This window comes from Streptomyces sp. NPDC088725, from assembly GCF_044751305.1.
In the GTDB taxonomy this organism is placed as follows: domain Bacteria; phylum Actinomycetota; class Actinomycetes; order Streptomycetales; family Streptomycetaceae; genus Streptomyces.
This window is the reverse complement of sequence record NZ_JBIVLO010000005.1, coordinates 605,056-629,139: the sequence shown is the minus strand read 5'-3', so window position 1 is coordinate 629,139 and position 24,084 is coordinate 605,056. Positions and strand designations below refer to the sequence as shown.

The window sequence follows — 24,084 nt, the reverse complement described above, 5'->3', positions numbered from 1 at the left end:
GCTTCCATCGGCTCTGATTGCATCAGCTTGGCAACAGGCCAGACCCGATTCTCCCCCGGCCTGTATGGCCCGCCCCCGGGCCCGGCACACTGGTTCACATGAGTGACTGGCCCGATGGACCGACCGGCGACCGCGCGGAGCGCGGCGAGCGTTACGGGCGCGGCAGCGCGGGCGCGCAGCCCGAGAGCGCGCAGCGGATGCAGCATGTGCGGAGACAGCCCGGCGTACCTCCCCAGCCGCAGCAGCAGCCGCGCGGCTACGGCGTACCCGCGCAGCAGTCGCAGGGCTACGACCAGGGGCACGGCCAGGGCCAGGGACAGCCCGGGCCGGGGTTCGACAGCGGCTACAACACGGGCCAGGTCTACGGCACCCCGCACGGCGGCGGCCACGGACAGCCGCCCGGCAGCGGCGCCCCCGGCCCCCGGCAGGCCCCGAACTGGGGCCGGCGTATCAAGTTCGGCGCGCTGGCCCTGGTGATCGTGGTGCTCGGCGTCTCCATCGGTACGTACTTCTGGGCGGATTCCAAGCTCAATCGCGACGTCGACCTGTCCAAGGTCATCGAGCGCCCCTCCGAGGGTGACGGAACGAACTACCTGATCGTGGGCTCGGACAGCCGCGAGGGCATGTCGGCAGAGGAGAAGAAGAAGCTCCACACGGGCTCGGCCGAGGGCAAGCGCACCGACTCGATGATGCTCCTGCACGACGGCTCCAACGGCCCGACGCTCATCTCGCTGCCGCGCGACTCCGACGTGACGATCCCGTCCTTCCGCGGCTCGGAATCGGGCAAGCTCTTCCCGGCCCAGCCCGGCGTGCACAAGAAGCTCAACGCGGCGTATGCCGAGGACGGTCCCGCGCTCCTCGTCCGCACGATCGAGGCCAGGACGGGCCTGCGCATCGACCACTACGTCGAGATCGGCTTCGCCGGCTTCGCGAACATCGTGGACGCGATCGGCGGGGTGGACATGAACCTCCCGAAGGGCTTCAAGGACAAGTACTCCGGCGCCGACTTCCAGGCGGGCGAGCAGACCCTCGACGGCCAGCAGGCGCTTGCCTTCGTACGCACCCGCCACGCGTTCGCGGCGAGCGACCTGGAACGCACCAAGAACCAGCAGAAGTTCATCGCGGCCCTCGCCTCCCAGACTGCGTCCCCCGGCACGGTCCTCAACCCGTTCAGGCTCTACCCGGCTCTGGGTGCGGGCCTGGACACGCTGATCGTGGACAAGGACATGTCGCTGTGGTCGCTGGGACAGATGTTCCTGGCGATGAAGGGCGTGACCGGCGGCGACGGCGTCTCGATGAACATGCCGGTCTCGGGCAGCAGTGGCGGCAACCTGGTCTGGGACGACGCGAAGGTCAAGCAACTGGTCACGCAGCTCAACGCCGACGAGCGGGTCACGGTCACCAGCGACTGAAATCTGACGTCCCATCAGCAGACCCTCAACCCGAAGGGGCGCCCCGGACACGGGGTGCCCCTTCGGGCGTTCTCCTGGCTGCGCTCTTGACGGGGTCGACTCCGTAGGGCGAAGCTCGTGCAAGTTGGCGTAAGCCACTCGGCACCGGAGGCAATCGTGGCACTGCGGTTCATCGGCATTGATCCAGACACAGGACAGCAGGGTTCCCCCACCATCTGGGTGGACGAGAAGAAGCGGGAACTGGTGCTCCAGGGATGGAAGCCCGACGAGGAGCTGGAAGCTGAGTGCTCGGCGTTCGAAGCGCCCGGGCACGCGGCGGGGATTCCCGCGCACGAAGCCGTCATCAGGATTCCGACCCGCATGGTGCCGATGCTCAGGGAGGCATGCGATGTCGCAGAACAAGCCGGGTTTTGAGGAACTGCTGGCGGCTGCCAAGCACTCGGCCGTACACCTGGAGATGCGCGACTCGTACGGCGTGGGTGACGAGTCCGAGGATTTCGAGAAGTGGAAGCGCACGGGGCGACGTGATGTGGACCCCGCATCCGCTTACTGGACCCCTTGGGTCGATCTGATCCGGAACACGGTGGCAAGAGGCGTGGTGGTCCGCCGCGCTCGCGTCGTCTCCGAGCCGGTCAGTGAGTACATCCGGTACGAGTACACCGGCACTCCCGTCAACGTTGAGGCCGGGGAACAAGTCCGTTGGCTGCCCAGGCGCCAGGCGTCGGACATCGCTCTGCCCGGGAACGACTGCTGGGTCTTCGACAGTGCGACAGTGCTTTTCAACCACTTCTCAGGTGAAGGCAATTGGTCCGAGCCGGGCTGGGAGGTGCGCACCGAACCGGCCGTGGCCCGGCTGGCATCGGCCGCGTTCGAGGCAGTCTGGGACCGTGGCGTCCCGCACGAGAAGTATTCGGTCTGACCTGAAGGAACACTGAAGATCCTGTCCATGTCCGCTTCCCCGTCCTCCAGCGCCCAGGCCGCCCGTGAAGCCATCGCCGCCCGCCTCGCGGAGCTGCGCAGAGACGCGGAGCTGACCGGGCACGAGTTGGCACTCCGATGTGACTGGAGCCCTGCCAAGTCGTCACGCATCGAGCGGGCCAAGACGCCCGCCTCCGACGCCGACATCCGCGCGTGGTGCACAGCGTGCAGCGCGGAAGACCAGATCGTGGACCTCGTCGCGGCGAACCGCCGGGCCGACCACATGTACGTCCATTGGAAGAAGCTCCACCGGCACGGAATGCGCAGGGCGCAACAGGAAGTCGTCCCCCTTTACGAGGGCACTCGTCACTTCCGCGTGTACTGCTCGAACGTCATGCCCGGCATGCTCCAGACCGAGGCATATGCGACTGCCCTCCTCTCCACCATCGCCACCTTCCAGGGCACCCCGGACGATTCGCCCGAGGCTGCGGCTTCGCGCGTCGAGCGTTCGCACGTTCTGCATGAGGGCAACCATCGGTTCGCACTGCTCATGGAAGAGACCGTGCTTCGTTACCGCGTAGGCGACGCCGGCACGATGGCCGGCCAACTCGGCTACCTGCTCGCCGTGATGGCGCTCCCCAACGTGAGCCTCGGCATCATTCCATTCGCCGCCGAAAGGCGCGTATGGCCGCTTGAGGCGTTCTATCTGTTCGACAATCGCCAGGCGAGTGTCGAACTGCTGACGGCAGCAGTGAACGTATCGGCCCCGAGCGAGATCGAGGCCTATGCGAAGGCGTTCGCACAACTGACGGATATGGCCGTCTACGGCTCAGACGCGCGGGCCCTCATCACAGAGGCGATCGACTCACTCCCGTAATCGGCGTGCAAGCCCATGCAAGAACGTCGACGAGTAGTCATTCCACTCCTTAGCGTAACCACCATGATGGACGACGAAGCCCCTCGCAGGCTGAAGCTCACCGGTGGCGCACGCCTGGTCGGCGATCGTGTCGCGGTCTTCGCCATGGTTTTCCGTGGCCCCGTGCACATCGCGACGGAGGAGGTGTTCCTGAGCGTCGATGACGCTTCGGTCCTCCAGGCGCAGCTCACACGCGTCCTCGACGCGCGCTCGTTTCCCGGCCTCGACCGGATGGATCGCGAGAAGACCCGTACGCGCTACGGCTTCTGAGCCGTCATCCCATCAGTCATCGACAGGAAGCGAGACAGCAATGCCCAAGCAGGGCGGAACCCACTCCGGCAAGCCCGACACGTCCAGCAGCGACGGCCACCGCGACAGACCGCCGGGGCCGACCAAGCCGTACGAGCCTCCGAAGGGGTGAGGCCGAATGACGACACACCGCCGGCTCGTGGAGACGCTGAAGCGCAAGGGCGCGCCGCCACAGTGGCAGGACGCCGTGGCGGCCGTGGATCGCGCACTGTTCATTCCGGGCGTCATCGAGGAAGGCGACTTCGCCGACGACCCCGAGGGGTGGCTGCGCGCGGTCTACTCGGACGCACCCGTCGTCACTCAGGTGAATGACGGGAAGCACACGCCGGAAGGCGCGTTCCGGTTGTTCACGTCGTCGTCCTCCATGCCGTCGATCATGCTGGAAATGCTGGACCTCCTCGATGTGCGGGAGGGGCAGCGGGTTCTGGAGATCGGTACCGGGACCGGCTACAACGCCGCCTGGTTGTGCCACCGTCTGGGCGACGCGGACGTCACTACCGTGGAGTTGGACGAAGCCGTCCTGTCGGTCGCCGCGGAAAACCTGCGGCGGGCCGGGTTCAAGCCGACCGCAGTTCTCGGCGACGGCCGCGACGGGCACCGCCGGGGCGCGCCCTACGACCGGGTCATCTGCACCTGCACCGTGCGGGAGGTACCGCGCGCGTGGCCGGAGCAGTGTCCGGACGGGCGGATCGTCACCCCGTGGGGCAGCAGCTTCTTCAGCGGTTCCTACGCCACGCTGGATGTGGTGAACGGGACGGCGCGAGGCGGGCTTTCCGGCTCTCCGGCCTTCATGTGGGACCGCGGCCAACGTGGCGGGGCCGGGCGGATCGCGGATCTGTACCACGAGGCGGAGGGGCGGAGAAGCCGTACCGATATCGCACCACAGAACGTGATCCAGGACGACCCCGCGTTCTTCACCGGTCTGAGCGTCACCGATGCCTGGTACCGCTGGTGCGAGGCGGACGACGGCAGCGGGGAGGCCACGCTGTGGCTCCTCGCCGACGACCGGACGTCGTGGGCGACCGTCGAGTACGTTCCGGGCGCGCGGGCGTACGAGGTGGAGCAGTACGGCCCGCGCGCGCTGTGGGACGACGTACGGGAGGCGTTCCTGCGGTGGCACACGCTGGGGAAACCGGAGCGGTCCCGCTTCGGGCTGTCCGTCGACGGTGCCGGTCAGCGCGTGTGGCTGGACAAACCGAGCCGTCTCATCGGCCGGTGACAGGCCTCAACCTGCATGGGTCGGCGGCGATCCGAGGACGGCCGCCTCCCTGTGGGTCGCACCGACGGCGGGAAAGGCCGGGCAACAGGGCAGCTCATGGGCATCCGCATACGCGGCGACCTCTCCTGCTCGCTCTGCGTCACGGCAAGAAAGACGCGGGCATCGGCGCGCGGCTCCGCGAGACGATCACTCTGGAGGAGAAGATCCATCGGTCCGTGACGGACCTGTCGGTGTTCGTCGCCAAGGTGACGGCATGACCCCGGCAGACGGTTCACGTCGCCGAGGTGCGTCCGCCCGGCGCTGCTCCGTCCGGTCGCTGCCCGTGGTGCGCGGCGAACACGAAGGCCTGCCTGCCGCCGTCCAAGTCGATGGACAGCGACGCGTCCAGGGCCTTGGCCGGGCAGGTGAGCAGCCGCAGGGTCGGTACGGAGTCGCCACCCTCGGTGTTCGAGACCTGCGGCTGGTTCATACCCGCGCGACGTGCCGGTTCGGTCTGCGACAGGCTGAGTTCGGTGCGCCGGTCGTACACAGCCTGGCCCAGCGCGAACGCGCACCTGGCCTCTACGCGTTCGCCATCGCCGCTCGGTGACCGAACGACACAACCGCGCTCCTCTCCTCTCCTCTCCTCTTGCGAAGGTCCGGGGCACAGCTGTACCGCCGCTTGAACCCAACCCGAACGGGCGCCGTACGACCGGCCCGCCGGAGATCCGACGGGCCGCGACGGCGTGAGGATCAGACCTCAGTGGAGCCGTCTCCGTAGCGGGCTTCGAGCTGGGTCACGAGTTCTTCGTAACTCACCACGCCGTCACCGTCGAGATCCTCCCAACGGTCAAGCCCGCTTTCCCGAAGTTCATCCATCAACTGGTCCATGTCCTCAGGACCCAGCGTCCCGTCAAGGAGCGACTGCTCCAGAGTCGTGAGAGGCGGGTACTCCTCTCCCCCGTCCGGCACGGCGAAGAGCTGCACGCCCACCGGGGCAGGTGCGACCGGTGCGGCCAGAGCATCTGGCAAACCCGGCACAGGAACCGGCGGAATCGGTCCGGTCGCCGCCACAGGGGCCGGGGTGGCGCCTGCGACGGGGGGCTCCCACGGCACGGAACCGCCACGGGTATCCCGCACGGGATACGTCTCGATCATGTCGAACTCCACCGACTCATCACCCCAGAACGGACGCACAGTAGTCGGCGGCCTCCACACATCCGACTCAGACTCAACCGGCGACACCGGCTCAGACACAAACCCCTCGGGCACCGGCTCAGCCACCGGGTTACCACCTGGGACGGGCCGCTCCCACGGCACAGAACCACCAGGGGTATCCCGCACGGGATACGTCTCGATCATGTCGAACTCCACCGACTCATCACCCCAGAACGGACGCACAGTAGTCGGCGGCTTCCACACATCCCAGTCAGACTCAACCGGCGACACCGGCTCAGACTCAAACCCCTCAAGCACCGGCTCGGGCACCGGCTCAGGTACCGGAACGGGCGCAGGCTCGGGCACTGGAACGGGCGCAGGCTCGGGCACCGGAACGGGCGCAGGCTCGGGCACCGGCTCAGGTACCGGAACGGGCGCAGGCTCGGGCACTGGAACGGGCGCGGGTTCAGGTATCGGAGCAGGTGCCGGCTCAGGAACGGGCACAGGGGCAGGCTCGGGCGCCACCACCCCGGCAGGGGCGCCGAACAGGCCCTGAGCAGGCGCGGGCGCGGGAGCCGGCGCGGGCACGGGGGGCGCGGCGCCGAACAGGCTCGGGGAGGGAGCCGCCCCGGCGGGTGAGCCGAACAGGCCCAGAGCAGGTGCCGGCTCAGGAACGGGCACAGGGGCAGGCTCGGGCGCCACGACCCCGGCAGGGGCGCCGAACCCGAACGAGCCCAGAGCAGGCGCGGGCGCGGGAGCCGGCGCGGGCACGGGGGGCGCGGCGCCGAACAGGCCCGGGGAGGGAGCCGCCCCGGCGGGGGAGCCGAACAGGCCCAGAGCAGGCGCGGGCGCGGGAGCCGGCGCGGGCACGGGGGGCGCGGCGCCGAACAGGCCCGGGGAGGGATCCGGAGCCACCCCGGTGGGGGCGCCGAACAGGCCAGGAGCAGGAGCGGGCGCGGGCGCGGGCGCGGGAGCCGGCGCGGCGCCAAACAGGCCCGGAGCAGGAGCGGGCGCGGGCTCAGGTATCGGAGCAGGCGCGGGCGCGGGAGCCGGCGCGGGCTCAGGTATCGGAGCAGGCGCGGGCGCGGGAGCCGGCGCGGGCTCAGGTATCGGAGCAGGCGCGGGCTCAGGAACCGGAGCAGGCGCGGGCGCGGGAGCCGGCGCGGGCTCAGGAACCGGAGCAGGTGCAGGCGCGGGAGCCGGCGCGGGCTCAGGTATCGGAGCAGGCGCAGGCGCGGGCTCAGGTATCGGAGCAGGTGCAGGCGCGGGAGCCGGCGCGGGCTCAGGTATCGGAGCAGGTGCAGGCGCGGGAGCCGGCGCGGGCTCAGGTATCGGAGCAGGTGCAGGCTCAGGAACCGGAGCAGGCCAAGCACCCGGCATCGAAGGCTCAGGCTCCGGCTCAGGCATCGGATCCGGCACAGGAACAGGCGCCGGCTCGGGCTCAGGAACCGGCACAGGCGCGGGATCAACCACCGGACCAGGCCAAGCACCCGGCATCGAAGGCTCAGGCTCCGGCATCGGATCCGGCAAAGGAACAGGCGCCGGCTCGGGCTCAGGAACCGGCACAGGAACAGGCGCCGGCTCGGGCTCAGGAACCGGCACAGGTGCAGGATCAACCACCGGACCAGGCCAAGCACCCGGCATCGAAGGCTCAGGCTCCGGCATCGGATCCGGATCCGGATCCGGCAAAGGCAGAATCGGCGGCTCTGGCTCCGGGGTCGGCGGCACAACTGGCGGGGTTACGGGGGGCGCAGGGAAAGGAATAGGAATCGGGACGATGACCGGGTCGTCATCATCTTCCGGCTCAGGCTCCGGCTCGGGCTGCGGCTCCGGCTGCGGCTGCGGCTCGGGCTCAGGATCCGGCTGGGGCTCAGGATCCGGCTGCGGCTGCGGCTCCGGATCCGGCTGGGGCTCGGGATCCGGCTCCGGCTGCGGCTGCGGCTGCGGCTGCGGCTGCGGCTCGGGCTCCGGATCCGGCTGGGGCTCCGGATCCGGCTGCGGCTGCGGCTGCGGCTCCGGATCCGGCTGGGGCTCGGGATCCGGCTCCGGCTGCGGCTGCGGCTCCGGCTGCGGCTGCGGCTCGGGCTCAGGATCCGGCTGCGGCTCCGGCTCCGGATCCGGCTGCGGCTCGGGCTCAGGATCCGGCTGGGGCTCGGGATCCGGCTGCGGCTGCGGCTGCGGCTCGGGCTCAGGATCCGGCTGCGGCTCCGGCTGCGGCTCCGGATCCGGATCCGGCTGCGGCTCGGGCTCAGGATCCGGCTGCGGCTCCGGCTCCGGATCCGGCTGCGGCTCGGGCTCAGGATCCGGCTGCGGCTCCGGATCCGGCTGCGGCTCCGGCTCAGGATCCGGCTGCGGCTCCGGATCCGGCTGCGGCTGCGGCTCCGGATCCGGCTGCGGCTCCGGCTCCGGCTCCGGCTGCGGCTGCGGCTGCGGCTCAGGCCCGATAATTTGGTTCGGATCGGGCGAGATCGGGGGTACCCAAGCCGGCTCGTCGGGTTCGCCGATGACGTCAGGTGACAACGGGTCCATGGGCCCGTACGTGTTCTGATCGATGGGCTCCGAAGTGGTCCCGTTGGCGTTCTCATCCGGAGGCAGCGGGTCCTGGGTGCCCGTGTCAGGCTCCGTGTACGGAAGGTCATCCGGGTAGGGCTGAGGCTCCCCAGGGATCACCGCCATGATGTCCGGGGTGAACACCGCCCAGTACTCGCCGCTTCCTTCGTCCGCAGGCCCCGCACCCGCGACCAAGCCCAGTTCGTCATCGGAGAGTTCCCGGGTTTCAATACCAGGCCATTTATCCACGATGTCGTTTCCTCTGAGTAATGAGCCCGCAAGACAGGTGGAGAGCGCCACCCCCAGACGAACTGTTGTGCGCGCATTCTTCAGGTAGTTCAGGTGCGGGCTGCGGCGCGGGCATGAACGACCGTTCACTCACCACCCATCACGGTGGTGAGCGACGACTCGCCGGGTGTGTCGACCGCTCGCTCTCAGAGCGTCGTCGTAGGCCTCAGAACAGCTCGCCACGACCACCTTCCTGACCACGAGCCCGACCCCCACCGCGGCCCTCTCCGAGGATGCTCACGCCGACGCGCGAGACATCCTGCGGCGCAACCGCCTCCAGCAGATCCGAGGGGACTTAAGGGACTCCAACGAGTAGGCGACGGAGGGGTGTTGCCAAAACGTAAGGCTGCCCCAGCCTCCCCCGGCCTCCGGGGCACAGGGCGTCCCAACCCGCGCGCCGGCGTTGCCGCCGAATGTCCGGGTGCGGGGATCCAATCAACTCCGCACCGGCACGAACGTCATCTTGCTCAACAGCAGTGCACCGCCAGGTCGTCCGGGCCGTCAGCCGGTGGCGGCGAGTGGCTTGCTCGGCCGTCCCAGTACCCGCACACCGTCCGTGGCCAAGCCGCCTTTTCCGGGGCCGTCATGACTCGGCCTCAGCCAGTCACCGGAGGCGCACGTGGGAGCGGTCGCCGCCCCCGGTTCTCCCGGATCTCGAAGTCCGTCGCACCCCCTGAGCCGGGGAGGGAGGTGCGACGACCACGAGAACCTGAGTCACACCGGGGGCCGCGTTGTTTGTACTGGTCAGTGGCCGTTTCCAGCTGGGGATCCGCCGGGTTTCACCAGTCCGACGTCTGGGAACGGCCCTGCTCGGTCCGCGGCAGCCAAGAACCCGAGGGCACCTCTTCAGGCCTCAAAAGCGCCACTGACCCGCAAACACGCTACTACGGCAGGTTCCTCGCCATCACGATGCGCTGGACCTGGTTCGTGCCCTCGTAGATCTGGGTGATCTTGGCGTCGCGCATCATCCGCTCCACCGGGTAGTCCCGCGTGTAGCCGTAGCCGCCCAGCAGTTGGACCGCGTCCGTCGTGATCTCCATCGCCGCGTCCGAGGCGTAGCACTTAGCCGCCGCGCCGAAGAAGGTCAGTTCCTCCTTGCCGGCACCCGAGCCCGCGCCCAGCGTGACGCGTTCGGAGCGTGCGGCCGCCGCGTACGTGAGCTGGCGCGCGGCCTCCAGCTTCATCGCCATGTCGGCCAGCATGAACTGCACGCCCTGGAAGTCGGCGATCGGCTTGCCGAACTGCTTGCGCTCCTGGACGTAGCCCTTCGCGTAGTCGAGCGCGCCCTGCGCGATGCCCAGCGCCTGGGCCGCGATCGTGATGCGGGTGTGGTCCAGCGTCTTCATCGCGGTGGCGAAGCCCGTGCCCTCCTCGCCGATCAGGCGGTCGGCCGGGATGCGGACGTTGTCGAGGTAGACCTCGCGGGTCGGGGAGCCCTTGATGCCGAGCTTCTTCTCCGGGGCGCCGAACGAAACTCCCTCGTCCGACTTCTCGACGACGAACGCCGAGATCCCCTTCGTACGTTTGTCAGGGTCGGTGACGGCCATGACCGTGTAGTACTCCGACACCCCCGCGTTGGTGATCCAGCGCTTCACGCCGTTGAGGATGTAGTGGTCGCCGTCCCGTACCGCACGGGTCTTCATGCCGCCCGCGTCCGAACCCGCGTCCGGCTCGGAGAGGCAGTACGAGAACATCGCGTCACCCTTGGCGAGCGGGCCCAGGTACTTCTTCTTCAGGTCCTCTCCTCCGGAGAGGACGACGGGCAGCGAGCCGAGCTTGTTCACGGCCGGGATCAGCGAGGAGGAGGCGCAGACCCGTGCGACCTCCTCGATGACGATCACGGTGGCGAGGGCGTCCGCGCCGGCGCCGCCGTATGACTCGGGGACGTGGATGGCGTGCAGGTCGGAGCCGACCAGCGCGTCCAGCGCCTCCTGCGGGAACCTGGCCTCCTCGTCCACGGCGGCGGCGTACGGGCCGATCTTCGCCTCGGCGAGCGCGCGCACGGTGTCGCGGAGCATGTCGTGTTCCTCGGACGGGCGGTACAGGTCGAAATCAGCCGATCCGGCCACGATCACTCACTCCCCAAGCAGCTAACTACCGTTAAGTAACACAAGCTTAGAGGGCTGTGCCGCCGCGCGCATAGGTGAGTTTGCCAACAACGTACGGCCGCGAGTAAGAGCAAAGGTCAGCGCGCCTGTGGAGCGCCGATGACGCGCGGCTATGCTCGGGCCCGCGCCCCGCCCGATGTATTGCCATGGCAATGCACCGGATCCGCCCCGCACTCCCTGGAGCACCCCATGGCCCTCAAGATCACCGTGATCGGCACCGGCTACCTCGGCGCCACGCACGCCGCGGCCATGGCGGAGCTGGGGTTCGAGGTACTGGGGCTGGATGTCGTCCCGGAGAAGATCGCGATGCTCTCCGAGGGCCGCGTGCCGATGTACGAGCCCGGCCTCGAAGAGATGCTGCACAAACATGTCGCCGGGATCGAGGGTTCGACCGGGCGGCTGCGCTTCACGATGGACTGGGCCGAGGTCGCCGAGTTCGGCGATGTGCACTTCATCTGTGTGAACACTCCGCAGAAGCACGGCGAGTACGCCTGCGATATGTCGTACGTCGACGCCGCCGTGGACAGCCTCGCCGGGCACCTGGCCAGGCCCGCGCTGGTCGTCGGCAAGTCCACCGTCCCGGTCGGCAGCGCGGAGCGGATCGCGGCGCGCATCGCCGAACTGGCGCCCGCGGGCGACGCGGTGGAGCTGGCGTGGAACCCGGAGTTCCTGCGCGAGGGCTTCGCCGTGAAGGACACGATGCACCCGGACCGCATCGTGGTGGGCATACGGAGCGAGCGCGCGGAGCGGATCCTGCGCGAGGTGTACGCGGCGCCGATCGGGGAGGGTTCGCCGTTCGTGGTGACGGACTTCCCGACCGCCGAGCTGGTGAAGGCGTCCGCGAACTCGTTCCTGGCCACGAAGATCTCATTCATCAACGCGATGGCAGAGGTCTGCGAGGCGTCCGGTGGTGATGTCCTGAAGCTGGCCGAGGCGCTCGGGCACGACGACCGCATCGGCAAGAAGTTCCTGCGGGCCGGGATCGGCTTCGGCGGCGGCTGCCTGCCGAAGGACATCCGGGCGTTCATGGCACGCGCGGGCGAGCTGGGCGCCGACCAGGCGCTGACGTTCCTGCGCGAGATCGACTCGATCAACATGCGCCGCCGCGGCCACATGGTGGAGCTGGCGCGCGAGGCCGTGGACAGCGACTCGTCCTTCCTCGGCAAGCGCGTCGCGGTGCTCGGCGCGACCTTCAAGCCGGACTCCGACGACGTACGGGACTCCCCCGCGCTCAATGTGGCGGGTCAGATCCACCTCCAGGGCGGCCAGGTGACGGTGTACGACCCGAAGGGCATGGAGAACGCCAAGCGGCTGTTCCCGACGCTCCGGTACGCGGACTCCGCGGTGGACGCGGTGGAAGGTGCCGACGTCGTCCTGCACCTGACGGAGTGGCAGGAGTTCCGCGACCTCGACCCGGCCGTACTCGGCGAGCGGACGGCCCGCCGGCTGATCCTGGACGGGCGCAACGCGCTGGACCCGGAGCGGTGGCGCGCGGCGGGCTGGACGTACCGCGCGATGGGCCGCCCGCGCGCCTGACGCGCGGAAGCGCTGACGTCACCGGCGCATACCGCGGCCACCGAAGACGTGCGGGCCGCTGCGGCTACTGCGTACGGGTGAAACGGTACAGAGAGGGGCATACGGGCGAACGGCCCTGGGCAGCGTCGGGTGGCTCGACCAATCCACACGACAAGGGATCATTTTCATGCGTCTTCGCACCACGGTGGCCGCCGCCCTCGGCGCCCTCACCCTGCTCGTCTCCCTGCCGGGCTCCGCGTCAGCGGCAGAGGGGCGGTTCGAGTACGTGTACACGGATCACCACCACCACGAGCAGATCGCGGTGCTGGCGCACCCGGCGGGCAGGGAGTGCATCCCGCTCCCGGGAGCGGACAAATGGCATGAGCGGCCCGCGCACAGCCCGCGCAACCGCACCAACGCCAGCGCAACGGTGTTCAAGAACGCAGACTGCACGGGCGAGTACTACACGCTGCGCCCCGGTGGAAGCGCGGGCAAGGGCCTGGAGATGCGTTCCGTCATCTTCTCCTGAGCCGTCCGCTCCACCCGGAGGCGCGGGGAGGTGCGCCGCAGAACGGCGCACCTCCCCGAACGAGCCTCAGGCAGTCCCGTCCAGTTCGCCGATCGTCGCCAGCGACGGGCCGCGCGAGGCCTGCGCCGAGCGCGCCACGTCCTCCGCCGCCCGCAGCGCCCGTACCGCGTTCTGCCAGGTCAGCTTGGCCAGATCGGCGGCCGACCACTTGCGCCGCAGCAGTTCCGCGATCAGGTTCGGATAGCCCGCCACGTCCGACAGGTCGGCGGGCGTGAACGCCGTCCCGTCGAAGTCACCACCGATCCCGACGTGATCGACGCCCGCGACCTCACGCATGTGGTCCAGGTGGTCGGCCACCGTCGACGCCGTGGCGGTGGGCCGGGGGTTCGCCGCCTCGAAGGCCGCGTGGAGCTTCATCGCCTCGGCCGTGGTGTCGAGGTGGTGCAGCCCGTGCGCCCGCAGGTTCTCGTCCGCCGACTGCGTCCAGGCGACCGCCTCCGGCAGGATGAACTTCGGTACGAACGTGGCCATCGCGACGCCGCCGTTCGCGGCCAGCGTCTCCAGCACGTCGTCCGGAACGTTGCGCGGGTGGTCGCAGATCGCCCGGGACGAGGAGTGCGAGAAGATCACCGGCGCCTCGGTCACCGCGAGGGCGTCGCGCATCGTCGTGGCGGCCACGTGCGAGAGGTCGACCAGCATCCCGCAGCGGTTCATCTCGCGGACGACCTCGCGCCCGAAGGCCGAGAGACCGCCCACACCGGGCTCGTCCGTGGCGGAGTCGGCCCACGCCAGATTGTCGTTGTGCGTGAGCGTCATGTACCGGACGCCCAGGGTGTGCAGGGCCCGCAGCGTGGCGAGGGAGTTGTTGATCGAGTGGCCGCCCTCCGCGCCCATCAGCGAGGCGATCCTGCCCTCGCGGCGCGCCGCTTCCATGTCGGCGGCCGTACGGGCGCGCACCAGGTCCTTCGGGTAGCGCGCGAGCAGCCTGCGGACCACGTCGATCTGTTCCAGCGTCGCGCTCACCGCGTCGTCGCCGGCCATGTCGGACCGTACGTACACGGACCAGAACTGCGCGCCGACTCCGCCCGTCCGCAACCGCGGGATGTCGGTGTGCAGTTGGGCGGACAGGTCGTCGGCGATGTCGAGCCGGTCCAGGTCGTAGCCGACGTGCTCGCGCAGCGCCCACGGCAGGTCGTTGTGGCCGTCGACCACGGGGAAGTCGGCGAGCAGCGCCCGCGCGTCCCGGAGGTGGTCCGTGTACGTCGTCACCGCGGTCACTTCCCGAATCCGAAGTGGTCCGTGCCCTGGGCCTTCGCGCGCAGGCGCTTGCCCTTCTCGGTCGCCTGCTCGTTCAGCTCGTGCTGGAATTCGCGCATCCGGTCCTGAAGGGCCGGGTCGTGGGCCGCGAGGATCCGCGCCGCCAGCAGTCCCGCGTTGCGCGCGCCGCCGACGGAGACCGTGGCGACCGGGACGCCGGCCGGCATCTGCACGATGGACAGCAGCGAGTCCATGCCGTCGAGGTACTTCAGCGGTACGGGGACGCCGATCACCGGCAGCGGGGTCACCGAGGCCAGCATGCCCGGCAGGTGCGCGGCGCCGCCCGCGCCCGCGATGATCGCCTTGAGGCCGCGGCCCGCCGCCTGCTCGCCGTACGCGATCATCTCGTGCGGCATCCGGTGCGCGGAGACGACGTCGACCTCGTACGCGATCTCGAACTCGCCGAGCGCGGTCGCAGCGGCTTCCATGACGGGCCAGTCGGAGTCCGAGCCCATGACGACTCCGACGAGAGGGGAACTCATTCTGTGATCGTTCCTCGCAGGTATCCGGCGGCGTGGCGGGCGCGCTCCAGCACGTCGTCCAGGTCGTCGCCGTAGGTGTTGACGTGCCCCACCTTGCGGCCGGGCTTCACGTCCTTGCCGTACATGTGGATCTTCAGCCGCGGGTCCCTGGCCATGCAGTGCAGGTACGCCGCGTACATGTCGGGGTAGTCGCCGCCGAGCACGTTGCACATGACCGTCCAGGTGGCGCGCGGGCGCGGGTCGCCGAGCGGCAGGTCGAGGACGGCCCGTACGTGGTTGGCGAACTGCGAGGTGATCGCGCCGTCCTGCGTCCAGTGGCCGGAGTTGTGCGGGCGCATGGCCAGTTCGTTGACGAGGATGCGGCCGTCGGCGGTCTCGAAGAGTTCGACGGCGAGATGGCCGACGACGCCGAGTTCGGAGGCTATGCGCAGGGCGAGCTGCTGGGCCTCGGCGGACAGGTCCTCCGAGAGGCCGGGCGCGGGCGCGATCACCGTGTCGCAGACGCCGTTGACCTGCTGCGATTCGACGACGGGGTAGACGACGGCCTGGCCGTGCGGGGAACGGACGACGTTCGCCGCCAGCTCCCGTACGAAGTCGACCTTCTCCTCGGCGAGGACCGGGACCCCGGCGCGGAAGGGCTCCTCGGCGTCCGCCTCGGAGCGTACGAACCAGACGCCCTTGCCGTCGTAGCCGCCGCGCACCGTCTTGAGGATGACGGGGAAGCCGCCCACCTCCGCCGCGAAGGCCACGGCGTCGGCGGGATCGCTCACGATGCGGTGGCGCGGGCAGGGAGCGCCCAGCTCGGTGAGCCTGGCCCGCATCACGCCCTTGTCCTGGGCGTGGACGAGCGCGTCTGGCCCCGGCCGGACGGGGATGCCGTCCGCCTCCAGGGCCCGCAGGTGCTCGATCGGCACATGCTCGTGGTCGAAAGTGATCACATCGCAGTCGCGGGCGAAAGCGCGCAGGGTCTCCAGATCGCGATAGTCGCCGACGACGACATCGTTGACCACCTGCGCCGCCGAGTCCTGCGGGGTGTCACTGAGCAGCTTGAATCTCAGGCCGAGGGGGATGCCCGCCTCGTGGGTCATACGGGCGAGCTGACCGCCGCCGACCATGCCGACTACCGGGAACGTCACGCTCCCAGGGTATCCGCAGGCCACCGGAGGCCACCCCCTGCCCGGCACGGCTCTCCGGGGGCGGGCCCGGAAGGCGCTGGTTAGCATGGGTGAACATGACACCGACCGATCGGGCTGACAGACGGATGAGCGAACGAGGCGCGGCGCGCACGCGGCTGAACGGGCTCGTACGCGAAGCGGCCAAGTTCGGCGCGGTGGGTGGCGCCGGGGTGCTGGTCAACCTGCTGGTCTTCAATGTCGTGCGGCACGTCACCGGCATCCCCGTGGTGCGGGCGAGCGTCCTGGCGACGATCGTCTCGATCGTCTTCAACTACATCGGCTTCCGGTACTTCACCTACCGGGACCGCGACAAGAGCCGCCGCACCCGGGAGCTGTCGCTCTTCCTGCTGTTCAGCGCCGTCGGTCTGGTGATCGAGAACGGGATTCTCTACACCGCGACGTACGGCTTCGGCTGGGACACCCCGCTCCAGAGCAACGTGTTCAAGTTCGCCGGCATCGGGATAGCGACGCTCTTCCGCTTCTGGTCGTACCGCTCGTGGGTGTTCCAGGCGCTGCCCGTCCCGGCGTCCGGAGAACCGCTCCCGGAGGACCGCGACGCCCAGTCGGTGCGGCGCGGTCCTTCCCGCTGACCGCACCCGCCCACGGGCGGTGGCCGAGTGGACCGAGCAGACAGGGCCGGAGCCATGGCACCCGCGGAGGGAAGGGGGCCGTGGAGAGGCCATGTCCAGAACGTAAAGCGTTACTTTGCGGCGCGGACACCACCGGCCCGGTGTCCACCACGCGTCAACGCGCCGAAAATAATGCAGTGGCGGACACGGCCTCTCCACGGACCCCGGCACCAACAGCAAGCACAACGCACAACACCCCGCCGGACACCACCCCGCACCCTTCCGGCTCCGCACCCGTCCGGCGCCCGACGCCACTCGTCGCGGCACACCTCAGCGGACCGGCCGCTCCGGCGGTGTCAGCCCCTTGCGGCTGTGTGCCTCCCGGCTGAGGAAGAGCGCGAAGACCGGCGGATGCTGCTGGAGCAGTTCGAGCCTGCCGCCGTCCGCCTCCGCGAGATCGCGGGCGACCGCGAGCCCGATCCCGGTGGAGTTGCGGCCGCTGATGGAACGCTCGAAGATCCGCGCCCCGAGGTCCGCGGGGACGCCGGGGCCCTCGTCGGTCACCTCGATGACCGCCTGGTTGCCGGTCACGCGGGTGCGCAGGGCGACCGTACCGCCACCGTGCATCAGTGAGTTCTCGATCAGCGCGGCCAGCACCTGGGCGACGGCGCCCGGGGTGGCGACGGCCCGCATCTCGGGCCGCCCCGAGCAGACGATCGCCCGTCCCGCGCTGCGGTAGGCGGGGCGCCACTCCTCGATCTGCTGCTTGACGACCTCGTCGAGATCGAAGCCGACGGCGGAGCCGGTACGGGGATCGCGGGCGTTGGTGAGCAGCCGCTCCACCACGTCGGTCAGCCGCTCCACCTGCGTCAGGGCGATGGTCGCCTCTTCCCTGACGGTGTCCAGGTCGTCGGTGACGGTGATCTCCTCCAGCCGCATGGACAGCGCGGTCAGCGGCGTACGGAGCTGGTGCGAGGCGTCCGCGGCGAGCCGCCGCTCGGCGGTGAGCATCCGCGCGATGCGCTCGGCGCTGGAGTCCAGGACGTCCGCGACCCGGTCCAGCTCGGGGACCGCGTACCGCTTGTGGCGGGGGCGCGGGTCGCCGGAGCCGAGGCGCTCCGCGGTCTCGGCGAGGTCGGTGAGCGGGGAGGCCAGCTTGTTGGCCTGCCGTACGGCGAGCAGCACGGCGGCGACGACGGCGAGCAGGGCGACCGCGCCGATGATCAGCAGCGTGCGGACGACTTCGCGGTTGATGGACGAGCCGCGTTCCTCGACGGTGACCGTCTCGCCCTCGGCGCCTTCCGCGACCCCGCGGATGACGCTGCCGGTGGGGCGGGTGCCGATCTCGACGTTGCCCCTGCCCGGCATCTCGATACGGGCGTACCGCTCCGTGGAGATCTGTTTGGACAGGATCCCCGAGGTGATGTGCTCGCCGCCGAGCAGCCTGCTGTCGACGATGCTCATCAGCCGCAGCGCCTCGGAGTCGACACTCTCCTGGGCGCTGGTGGTGATGGTGCGGGTCTCGACGATGACGAGGGACACGCCGAACACGGCGATGACGACGAGCACCACGGCGAGCGTGGACTGGATCAGGCGACGACGCAAGGCGCGCTAGCTCTTCTCGAAGCGGAAGCCGACGCCTCGTACGGTGGCGATGTAGCGGGGGTTGGCCGCGTCGTCGCCGAGCTTCTTGCGCAACCAGGAGATGTGCATGTCGAGGGTCTTGGTGGACGACCACCAGGTGGTGTCCCAGACCTCGCGCATCAGCTGGTCGCGGGTGACGACCCGGCCCGCGTCCCGGACCAGGACCCGCAGCAGGTCGAACTCCTTGGCCGTGAGCTGTAGTTCCTCCTCGCCCATCCAGGCGCGGTGCGACTCGACGTCGATCCGTACGCCGTGGGTGGCGGGGGCGGGGGACGATTCCGTGGCGCCGCGCCGGAGCAGGGCCCGTACCCGGGCGAGCAGTTCGGCGAGCCGGAAGGGCTTGGTCACGTAGTCGTCGGCGCCGGCGTCGAGGCCGACGACGGTGTCCACCTCGTCGGCGCGCGCGGTCAGCACCAGGATCGGCACCGCATGGCCCTCGGCGCGCAGCCTGCGGGCGACTTCGAGGCCGTCCATACCGGGCAGGCCCAGGTCGAGTACGACAAGGTCGATGGAGCCCTGGAGTCCGGCGTCCAGGGCGGTGGGGCCGTCTTCGCGGACCTCGACCTCGTACCCCTCCCGACGCAGGGCGCGAGCCAGCGGCTCCGAGATGGAAGCGTCGTCCTCTGCGAGCAGTACACGGGTCATGGACTGATGGTAGTCCGCGCCGGGCATGCCTCGGGCGGCGATCGCCCAAGCCTGCGAGTCATCGGTCAGATCCCGTGAACGACCTTGGAAGCCAAGTAACCCATTCTATCGCTACCTGTGATCCATCTCTCAAGTCCTTTCATATAGGGCGCTGTTGTGCCGTATGGTGCTAGGACGCCTGCATTACCTCTTAATGGCCTTTGGCACGCAAGAAGCCGAAGGCCGGTTTTATGTAAGGATCGACCTCCCATGGCGTCCAGCCTGACAACGGAATCACCCAGCGCCCCCGAGCCCGGCCCCGGCTCGGGCTCCGGCACCGGCACCGAGAAGACCTTCTTCGGGCAGCCGCGCGGCCTGGCCACGCTCTTCATGACCGAGATGTGGGAGCGCTTCAGCTTCTACGGCATGAGAGCGCTGCTCACCCTGTACCTGATCTCCGGCGGCCCCGACAGCTCGCACGGGCTTCAGGGAGGCGGTCTGGGACTGACCCTGGCCTCGGCCACGGCCATCTACTCCATCTACCTGTCCATGGTCTATCTGCTGGCCATGCCGGGCGGCTGGCTCGCGGACAGGCTCTGGGGGCCGCGCAAGACCGTCGCCGTCGGGGCGGGCATCATCATGCTGGGCCACCTGAGCCTGGCGGTGCCGGGCTCAGGGATGTTCTTCGTCGGTCTGGCGCTGGTGGCGCTCGGCTCGGGTCTGCTGAAGGCCAACATCTCCACGATGGTCGGCCATCTGTACAAGGGCCCGAACGACCCGCGCCGTGACGGCGGCTTCACGCTCTTCTACATGGGCATCAACATCGGTGCCTTCTTCGCTCCGCTGGTCATCGGAACCGTCGGTGAGAAGTACAGCTGGCACCTCGGCTTCGCTCTCGCCGCCGCCGGCATGGCGCTCGGCCTGATCCAGTTCCTGATCGGTACGAAGCACCTGAGCCCGGAGTCCAGCGTCGTCCCGACCCCGCTTTCCCGCGAGGAGCGCGTCGCCTGGCTGCGCAAGGGCTTGAGCTGGCTGATCGTCGCCGCGGCCTTCTACGGCATCGTCGGCATCAGCGGTCACTTCACCCCCAACTGGGCGCTGATCCCGCTGACCGTGGCGGGGCTCGTGATACCGGCCGGGGTGCTGATCCGCATCAAGCGCGACAAGGACCTGTCACCGGGCGAGCAGAACAAGATGACGGGATACATCTGGTTCTTCGTGGCCGCCGCGGTCTTCTGGATGATCTACGACCAGGGCGGCTCGACGGTCCAGGCCTTCGGTACGACGAAGGCCGCGGACCAGATCTTCGGGTTCGGCTTCCCGACGTCCTGGTACCAGTCGCTGAACCCGGTCTTCGTGATGGCGCTGGCACCGGTCATCGCGTGGATGTGGCTGTGGCTGAACCGCAGGGGCAAGGAACCGAGCACGGTCGCGAAGTTCTCCGCCGGTCTGTTCTTCATCGGCGTCTCGTTCTTCTTCTTCCTGATCCCGATGCTCATGGCGGGAGACGGCACGCTGGTCAGCCCGATGTGGCTGGTGGGGATCTACCTGATCCAGACCGTCGGCGAGCTGTGCCTCTCGCCGGTCGGCCTGTCGGTGACGACGAAGATGGCGCCGGCGAAGTACGCGAGCCAGATGATGGGCGTCTGGTTCCTCGCGGTGACCGCGGGCGACTCCGTCACCGGTCTGCTCTCCATCGGCGGGGTCAACCTGAGCAAGACGGGCGTGGTGGGCCTGGAGGCGGCGCTCGCCGTCATCGCGGGGATCGCGGTCTTCATGTACCGCAGGAGGGTCAAGGACCTGATGGGCGAGATCCACTGACGCGCGGCGCGTGAGCGCCCGCGCAAAGGCCGCCACAGCCCTGTCGGGTTGTGGCGGCCTTTGCGTATGAGAACGCTTTGAGCGGATGCGTAGGCGGTGCGGGCGCGGTGGCCTACGCGGGCGCGGCCAGCTCCGCCCAGACCGTCTTGCCCGGCGTACCGGGTGCCCGTACGACACCCCAGTCGAGGCAGAGCCGCTGGACGATGAACATGCCGTGCCCGCCGGGCCGTCCCGCCCGGTGCGGGGTGCGTGGCGCGGGCTGCCCGGCGCCGCGGTCCGTGACCTCCAGGCGCAACACCTTGGCCGTGCACGAGACGCGCAGTTCCTCGGGCCCCTCGGCGTGCAGGCAGGCGTTGGTGACCAGCTCGGAGATGACCAGCAGGACATCTTCCGCCGCCGCCCGCCGGTCGGCGGTCGAGGCGGGCAGCCATCCCCAGTCGTAGAGCGCCTGGCGCGTGAAATCACGGGCGAGCGGCACGACACCGCTGGCGCCGGACAGCGTGAGCGAACGTACCCGCCCTTCGGGCGTCACCGACGCCACGGAGGACACGTCGGACGCCTCGGCCGTCAAGGAGGAAGGTCCGGCGCCGTCCGGCTCTGGGCCGAAGTCGCCCGGCGGAGGCTGCCGGGTGGTGCTCATCAGCGCTTCACCTCACCGATTCACCAAAGTGCCAGTTCATGGATCCATCAATACAGAGAGTGTCGGGTCGTGCGGGCGGGGTGGTGCTGTGTCGGTACAGGATCCCCTGTTGCCCGCGGGGGTCTTCTGCCCCTCCGAATCGTGACAACACCCACATCACCGCATGGAAGTCGTGACGCAGGCAACACCTGAGATTTTCCGGGCGCGGCCGACGGGGTGGGCGGGGGGCACGGACTCAGTCCGCGAGGGCGTCTTGGAGCGAGGCATGGACGGTGAACACGGCGTCGGCCCCGGTGATCTCGAAGACCCGCGCCACCACGGGCAGCATGCCCGCCAGATGGACCCCGCCCCCGGCGGCGTCCGCCTTGAGCCGGGCTCCGAGCAGGACATTGAGCCCGGTGGAGTCGCAGAATTCCAGGTGCGAACAGTCGATGACCAGGCGTGCCCGGCCCTTTTCGAGCGCTTCGTCGAGAGGCGCGCGCAACAACTCGGCGGTGTGGTGATCCAACTCGCCGGCCACCGTCACGACCTCGCTGCGGCCCTCGGTCCGCACCTCGACCTGAAGCCGGCCCCGGTTCGCACTGCCGACCGTCTGGCGGTCCATGCCCGTCCGTCCCTCTTCGCCGTGTTGTACGCCGTCTGACGTCGCTGGAACATTACGCCTTTCAACGGCCGACCGGTAGCCGAAGTCCCCCGCAATAAGGGCATACAGGATAATTAACACTTGCAACTGTCCGTGCCGACCGGGTAGGTCTAGTAGGGACACACCCGAGACGGCCGGCTATTGGAGGCGCGGCAAAACCGTAGCAACGCGTATTGGCATCGGCAGCCATATGCCGAGAACGATGGAGGAGACCCATGTCACCCCGGCTCGACGAGACGCGTACCCAGAACGCGGCGTCGACAACATCGCCCGCACCGTACGAGACCGGCGTCACGTACACGCCCGGCACCGAGGGCCTTGAGGACCTGCCCGAGATCCCGCCCTTCGACGAGGTGGGAGCGGTGGATGCCCGGGCCCTGTCGAAGACGCTCTTCGCCCGTCTCGAATCCCTCCAAGAGGGCACCCACGAGCACGCGTACGTCCGCAACACCCTGGTCGAGCTGAACCTCGCCCTGGTGAAGTTCGCCGCCTCCCGGTTCCGCACACGAAGCGAACCGATGGAGGACATCGTCCAGGTCGGCACGATCGGACTGATCAAGTCCATCGACCGCTTCGAACTGAGCCGCGGCGTCGAGTTCCCCACCTTCGCGATGCCGACCATCATCGGCGAGATCAAGCGTTTCTTCCGCGACACGTCGTGGTCGGTACGGGTGCCCCGCCGGCTCCAGGAGCTGCGGCTCGATCTGGCGAAGGCGACCGACGAGCTGGCGCAGCAGCTGGACCGCGCGCCCACGGTCGACGAGCTGGCCCACAGGCTGGGCATCGCCAACGACGAAGTCGTCGAGGGCATGGCCGCGAGCAACGCGTACACCGCCAGCTCGCTGGACGCGCAGCCCGAAGAAGACGACAGCGAAGGCGCGCTGGCGGACCGGATCGGCTACGAGGACAACGGACTTGAGGGCATCGAGTACGTCGAATCCCTGAAGCCCCTGATCGCACGGCTCCCGTCGCGCGACCGGCAGATCCTGTCGCTGCGCTTCGTCGCGAACATGACGCAGTCGGAGATCGGCGAGGAGCTGGGCATCTCGCAGATGCACGTGTCCCGGCTGCTCTCGCGCACCCTGGTCAAACTCAGAAAGGGTCTGACCCTGGACGAGTAGGCGTGCCGCCGCCCCCGCCCGTACGCACGGGCCCCAGCACGCAGGCACCACCCGGTCACCCCGCCGGAACGCGCGAGCGATCCGACGGGGTGTCATGCTGTCCGGAGCCGGAATGAGCTCTAGCAGTTCAGGTAGGACACGTGGATCCACACGCCGGTACGCCCGCCCCACAGGTTGCCCTTGACCCAGTTGCCTTCCCGGCCGAGGTAGTCCAGGTTCTGCCCCTTGTTCACGGTTCCGAAGACTGGATAGTTCTCACCCGGACCGCCCCGGTAGTTGACGCCGTTGTCGTTGACGGTGCAGACGAGCTGGACGGCTCGCACGCCGGTGGGCGCGGCGGAAACGATCTGAGGGCTGCTGCCGGGAGTCGCGGTGGCAGCCGCCGCTCCCGCGAACGTGAAGGCGGCCGCGACAGCCACAACTGTCGCCAGGGCACGAGATGTACGGGACATCGGGGTCTCCTTGAGAACGAGGCATCCGCCGGACCGGTCGCCCGCCGGGCAAGGAGGGCAAGGCCGCACACACGGACCCCCGTCCTCGCTGCCTCCATTCGATCTGCGCCGGGGCGCCCGCCGCCATGGTGACACCGGAAGACCACCCGGTCGGCGGAGAGCGCACGGCACACACCCTCACCGAACGTGCCTCCACTTGTCCCAACGCTTCCGTTCCACCCCACCGGCCACCCGACCGACGTTTCAAACCGGCCGACGGGATTCACCGCCGGCCCGCGCCTGATCCGTCTGATCCGCTTGATCCGTCTGATCCACCGCATAACCGGCCGTGGACGGCCACCGGACCGTGAGCACGACCGACTCCTCCTCCGCGCGCCAGGAATGGTCCGCTCCGCGTCCCCACACGACGTAATCACCCTGCCGCTCCAACAGGACGCTCCGGCCCGGCAGCTCGACGCGGAAGCGACCGCTGATGAGCACGAGGAGAGCCGTCCGCTCCTCGCCCCTGACCCACCGCGCACGCTCCTCGCCGCGTGGATGGACGCCCCACTTGATCTCCACGGCGTCGCTGTGGCGAGGGTCGCCGGACTCCTTGAAGTGCCCGAGGAGCCATCCCCGGTCCAGTGCGGCGTCCTTGCCCGCGTTGCCCACGTACACACTGTCGTCCGCGCTGTCTTCCACGCGGCCGGACGCTA

General features: G+C 69.3%; 23 protein-coding genes. 11 read left to right on the top strand and 12 right to left on the bottom strand.

All coding sequences use genetic code 11. The annotated features are described in order from the left end of the window. Positions 1 to 98 precede the first annotated feature (98 nt). The 6 genes from ACIP6N_RS16220 to ACIP6N_RS16195 all read left to right on the top strand — a co-directional run bounded on the left by ACIP6N_RS16220 (position 99) and on the right by ACIP6N_RS16195 (position 4,774). Positions 99 to 1,412 carry an LCP family protein gene (locus tag ACIP6N_RS16220; protein ID WP_401816113.1) on the top strand — a complete coding sequence of 438 codons (1,314 nt, stop codon included), beginning with the start codon at positions 99 to 101 and terminating at the stop codon, positions 1,410 to 1,412. Positions 1,413 to 1,568: 156 nt separating this feature from the next. After that, a complete protein-coding gene (locus ACIP6N_RS16215) occupies positions 1,569 to 1,826 on the top strand; it encodes a hypothetical protein (RefSeq protein WP_401816111.1) in 258 nt (85 codons plus the stop codon). Further along, positions 1,801 to 2,331 carry a DUF6879 family protein gene (locus ACIP6N_RS16210; RefSeq protein WP_401816110.1) on the top strand — a complete coding sequence of 177 codons (531 nt, stop codon included), beginning with the start codon at positions 1,801 to 1,803 and terminating at the stop codon, positions 2,329 to 2,331. The genes ACIP6N_RS16215 and ACIP6N_RS16210 overlap by 26 nt, the downstream gene beginning before the upstream one ends. 27 nt (positions 2,332 to 2,358) lie before the next feature. Continuing rightward, a complete protein-coding gene (locus ACIP6N_RS16205; protein ID WP_401816109.1) occupies positions 2,359 to 3,207 on the top strand; it encodes a DUF5753 domain-containing protein in 849 nt (282 codons plus the stop codon). Positions 3,208 to 3,270: 63 nt separating this feature from the next. Next, positions 3,271 to 3,516 (top strand): hypothetical protein, encoded by a 246-nt coding sequence (locus ACIP6N_RS16200; protein WP_401816108.1) that lies wholly within the window; start codon positions 3,271 to 3,273, stop codon positions 3,514 to 3,516. Between the two features lie 157 nt (positions 3,517 to 3,673). Continuing rightward, positions 3,674 to 4,774, top strand: a complete 1,101-nt coding sequence (locus ACIP6N_RS16195; protein WP_401816106.1) for a methyltransferase domain-containing protein — start codon at positions 3,674 to 3,676, stop codon at positions 4,772 to 4,774. A gap of 271 nt (positions 4,775 to 5,045) precedes the next feature. Here ACIP6N_RS16195 and ACIP6N_RS16190 read toward each other — a convergent pair whose 3' ends face one another. The 3 genes from ACIP6N_RS16190 to ACIP6N_RS16180 form a co-directional block, all read right to left on the bottom strand. Beyond that, positions 5,046 to 5,243 (bottom strand): hypothetical protein, encoded by a 198-nt coding sequence (locus ACIP6N_RS16190; protein ID WP_401816104.1) that lies wholly within the window; start codon positions 5,241 to 5,243, stop codon positions 5,046 to 5,048. Positions 5,244 to 5,506: 263 nt separating this feature from the next. Beyond that, entirely contained in the window at positions 5,507 to 6,241 is a 735-nt protein-coding gene (locus tag ACIP6N_RS16185) for a hypothetical protein (RefSeq protein WP_401816103.1), read from the bottom strand. 3,392 nt (positions 6,242 to 9,633) lie between these two features. Continuing rightward, entirely contained in the window at positions 9,634 to 10,818 is a 1,185-nt protein-coding gene (locus ACIP6N_RS16180; RefSeq protein WP_401816101.1) for an acyl-CoA dehydrogenase family protein, read from the bottom strand. 228 nt (positions 10,819 to 11,046) lie between these two features. Between ACIP6N_RS16180 and ACIP6N_RS16175 the strand changes: the two genes are divergently transcribed. Together ACIP6N_RS16175 and ACIP6N_RS16170 are read left to right on the top strand one after the other, a co-directional pair. Beyond that, positions 11,047 to 12,393 carry a UDP-glucose dehydrogenase family protein gene (locus ACIP6N_RS16175; protein WP_401816099.1) on the top strand — a complete coding sequence of 449 codons (1,347 nt, stop codon included), beginning with the start codon at positions 11,047 to 11,049 and terminating at the stop codon, positions 12,391 to 12,393. Between the two features lie 166 nt (positions 12,394 to 12,559). Continuing rightward, a complete protein-coding gene (locus tag ACIP6N_RS16170; protein WP_401816098.1) occupies positions 12,560 to 12,901 on the top strand; it encodes a hypothetical protein in 342 nt (113 codons plus the stop codon). A gap of 66 nt (positions 12,902 to 12,967) precedes the next feature. Here ACIP6N_RS16170 and ACIP6N_RS16165 read toward each other — a convergent pair whose 3' ends face one another. Genes ACIP6N_RS16165 through ACIP6N_RS16155 form a run of 3 tightly spaced genes read right to left on the bottom strand, consistent with a single transcriptional unit; the run spans position 12,968 to position 15,836 of the window. Beyond that, complete coding sequence (locus ACIP6N_RS16165) at positions 12,968 to 14,170, bottom strand: dipeptidase (protein WP_401816248.1); 1,203 nt, start codon at positions 14,168 to 14,170, stop codon at positions 12,968 to 12,970. 5 nt (positions 14,171 to 14,175) lie between these two features. Continuing rightward, positions 14,176 to 14,700, bottom strand: coding sequence for a 5-(carboxyamino)imidazole ribonucleotide mutase (gene purE, locus ACIP6N_RS16160; RefSeq protein WP_401816096.1), 525 nt, complete (start codon positions 14,698 to 14,700; stop codon positions 14,176 to 14,178). Further along, positions 14,697 to 15,836, bottom strand: a complete 1,140-nt coding sequence (locus ACIP6N_RS16155) for a 5-(carboxyamino)imidazole ribonucleotide synthase (protein WP_401816095.1) — start codon at positions 15,834 to 15,836, stop codon at positions 14,697 to 14,699. Before ACIP6N_RS16155 ends, purE begins: the two co-directional genes overlap by 4 nt. A 125-nt stretch (positions 15,837 to 15,961) precedes the next feature. Here ACIP6N_RS16155 and ACIP6N_RS16150 point away from each other — a divergent pair, with 125 nt between their 5' ends. Continuing rightward, on the top strand, positions 15,962 to 16,465 hold the full coding sequence (locus tag ACIP6N_RS16150; protein WP_401816247.1) for a GtrA family protein: 504 nt from the start codon (positions 15,962 to 15,964) through the stop codon (positions 16,463 to 16,465). Positions 16,466 to 16,774: 309 nt separating this feature from the next. Here the strand turns inward: ACIP6N_RS16150 and ACIP6N_RS16145 are convergent, their stop codons facing one another. Further along, positions 16,775 to 18,049: an ATP-binding protein gene (locus ACIP6N_RS16145; RefSeq protein ID WP_401816093.1), complete on the bottom strand. Its 1,275-nt coding sequence runs from the start codon at positions 18,047 to 18,049 to the stop codon at positions 16,775 to 16,777. A 6-nt stretch (positions 18,050 to 18,055) separates the two neighbouring features. Beyond that, a complete protein-coding gene (locus ACIP6N_RS16140; protein ID WP_401816091.1) occupies positions 18,056 to 18,733 on the bottom strand; it encodes a response regulator transcription factor in 678 nt (225 codons plus the stop codon). Positions 18,734 to 18,982: 249 nt separating this feature from the next. Between ACIP6N_RS16140 and ACIP6N_RS16135 the strand changes: the two genes are divergently transcribed. Continuing rightward, on the top strand, positions 18,983 to 20,533 hold the full coding sequence (locus tag ACIP6N_RS16135; protein WP_401816090.1) for a peptide MFS transporter: 1,551 nt from the start codon (positions 18,983 to 18,985) through the stop codon (positions 20,531 to 20,533). Between the two features lie 112 nt (positions 20,534 to 20,645). On the opposite strand, the gene ACIP6N_RS16130 is transcribed toward ACIP6N_RS16135, so the two are convergent. Both ACIP6N_RS16130 and ACIP6N_RS16125 read right to left on the bottom strand, forming a co-directional pair. Continuing rightward, on the bottom strand, positions 20,646 to 21,173 hold the full coding sequence (locus ACIP6N_RS16130) for an ATP-binding protein (RefSeq protein WP_401816089.1): 528 nt from the start codon (positions 21,171 to 21,173) through the stop codon (positions 20,646 to 20,648). 235 nt (positions 21,174 to 21,408) lie between these two features. Continuing rightward, positions 21,409 to 21,777, bottom strand: a complete 369-nt coding sequence (locus ACIP6N_RS16125; protein WP_401816088.1) for an STAS domain-containing protein — start codon at positions 21,775 to 21,777, stop codon at positions 21,409 to 21,411. A 254-nt stretch (positions 21,778 to 22,031) separates the two neighbouring features. Between ACIP6N_RS16125 and ACIP6N_RS16120 the strand changes: the two genes are divergently transcribed. Further along, the gene (locus ACIP6N_RS16120; RefSeq protein ID WP_401816087.1) at positions 22,032 to 22,937 is read left to right on the top strand and encodes an RNA polymerase sigma factor SigF; all 906 of its coding nucleotides are present in this window, start codon (positions 22,032 to 22,034) and stop codon (positions 22,935 to 22,937) included. 119 nt (positions 22,938 to 23,056) lie between these two features. Here ACIP6N_RS16120 and ACIP6N_RS16115 read toward each other — a convergent pair whose 3' ends face one another. Both ACIP6N_RS16115 and ACIP6N_RS16110 read right to left on the bottom strand, forming a co-directional pair. Continuing rightward, positions 23,057 to 23,389 carry an SH3 domain-containing protein gene (locus ACIP6N_RS16115; RefSeq protein ID WP_401816085.1) on the bottom strand — a complete coding sequence of 111 codons (333 nt, stop codon included), beginning with the start codon at positions 23,387 to 23,389 and terminating at the stop codon, positions 23,057 to 23,059. A 243-nt stretch (positions 23,390 to 23,632) separates the two neighbouring features. Continuing rightward, positions 23,633 to 24,070: a signal peptidase I gene (locus ACIP6N_RS16110; protein ID WP_401816084.1), complete on the bottom strand. Its 438-nt coding sequence runs from the start codon at positions 24,068 to 24,070 to the stop codon at positions 23,633 to 23,635. Between the last annotated feature and the right edge of the window lie 14 nt (positions 24,071 to 24,084).